At 70.2% G+C, this 1,322-nt stretch carries 2 protein-coding genes and 1 pseudogene; 2 read left to right on the top strand and 1 reads right to left on the bottom strand.

Annotation, left to right across the window (positions count from 1 at the left end):
* Positions 1-510 (top strand): transketolase C-terminal domain-containing protein (locus FV217_RS22305; RefSeq protein WP_281407188.1); only part of this gene is annotated, 510 nt, incomplete at its 5' end.
* Between the two features lie 62 nt (positions 511-572).
* Here FV217_RS22305 and FV217_RS22300 read toward each other — a convergent pair.
* Positions 573-1,109, bottom strand: a complete 537-nt coding sequence (locus FV217_RS22300) for a superoxide dismutase family protein (protein ID WP_147821813.1) — start codon at positions 1,107-1,109, stop codon at positions 573-575.
* Between the two features lie 109 nt (positions 1,110-1,218).
* Between FV217_RS22300 and FV217_RS23620 the strand changes: the two are divergent.
* Positions 1,219-1,322 (top strand): annotated as a pseudogene (locus FV217_RS23620) (TlyA family rRNA (cytidine-2'-O)-methyltransferase); the annotation flags it as partial.

The following is a 1,322-nucleotide window of genomic DNA, read 5'->3' as shown; positions in this document are numbered from 1 at the left end:
GAGGGCGTCGGCGTCGAGCTGCCCGAGCAGGGCGAGCCGCTGGCCATCGGCCGCGGCCGGGTGATCCGGCGTCCCGCGAATGCCCGCGTCGCGCTGCTTTCCCTCGGCACGCGTCTCGGCGAAGCGCTGAAGGCGGCAGACGATCTTGAGAAGGCCGGCATCGCCGTCACCGTGGCCGACGCGCGCTTCGCCAAGCCGCTGGACGAGGACCTGATCCTCGATCTCGCCGGGACGCACGAGGTGCTGGTGACGATGGAGGAGGGCTCGGTCGGCGGTTTCGGCGCGATGGTGCTGCACCTGCTCTCGGCCAAGGGCGCCCTCGATGCCGGTACGGTACGGGTCCGCACCCTGACCCTGCCCGACAGCTTCCAGGACCACGACAAGCCCGAGAAGATGTACGCCGAGGCCGGCCTCGATGCCGACGCCATCGTCAAGACCGTCAAGGCCGCTTTGCCGGCCGGCAAGGCCTCCGGCGAGCCGCCCGTCGTCAGCCTCGCCGGCCGCCGCTGACATGCGAACGGCGGCCGCACCGCGCGGCCGCCGCAGATGTCACGACGCAAAGTCCCAAAAAATTACTTGATGACCGAGCAGGCGACGCGGGCGCCGGCGCCGCCGATCGGCTGGGCCGTGTGATCGTCCTCGTTGGCGTGGATGATCAGGGCGGAGCCGTCGCCGTCCTTGAGGCTGTCCTCGCCGGTCAGCGCCATCTCGCTGGTGACCTCGCCGTTGGCCGAGCCGTCGGCGTTGGCGAAGAGGTTCGGCAGGTCGCCCTCGTCGGGACCGTCGGCGTTGAGCAGGCCGTGCGAGCGCTTGTCGTGGTTGACGTGCGCCTTCGACTTCTCGAACTTTTCCGGGTCCGAGCAATCGCCGACCGCGTGGAAATGCAGCCCGTGCCAGCCGGGCGTGAGACCGCCGGCCTGGATCGTGACGCGCAGGACCAGCGCGTTCGCGCCGTCGCGGATCACGATCTTGCCGATCGGCTCGTTCTTCCCGTTGGTGATCGGGCTCTCGAAGGTCTGGACTGCGACGGGCGCTTCGTCCTTTTTGTCCTGCGCCAGCGCGGGCGACGCGAGGCCCGCGAGCACGAGGGCGGCCGGTATGCATCTCATCGGGTGACTCTCCTTCACACGACGGGCTAGGTAGGGGCCTTGTGGGCTCGCAGACAGGGGCAGCCGGCAACACCTCACCCTTATCCGCGGATCCGACGACGTGCTTGCGATGACGGCCGAACGACAGCGCGCGGACCGGGTGCTGGTGGAGCGCGGCCTGTTCGAGAGCCGCGCCCGCGCGGTCGCCGCGATCCGGGCCGGGCTCGTCACCGC

Source organism: Methylobacterium sp. WL9, from assembly GCF_008040035.1.
GTDB lineage: Bacteria > Pseudomonadota > Alphaproteobacteria > Rhizobiales > Beijerinckiaceae > Methylobacterium > Methylobacterium thuringiense.
The sequence above is the reverse complement of the archived record's forward strand: the minus strand, read 5'-3'. Positions and strand labels throughout refer to the sequence as shown.

Excerpts from the sequence above, each read along its gene's own strand:
- FV217_RS22300 (WP_147821813.1), bottom strand. The coding sequence starts at position 1,109 with ATGAGATGCATACCGGCCGCCCTCGTGCTCGCGGGCCTCGCGTCGCCC.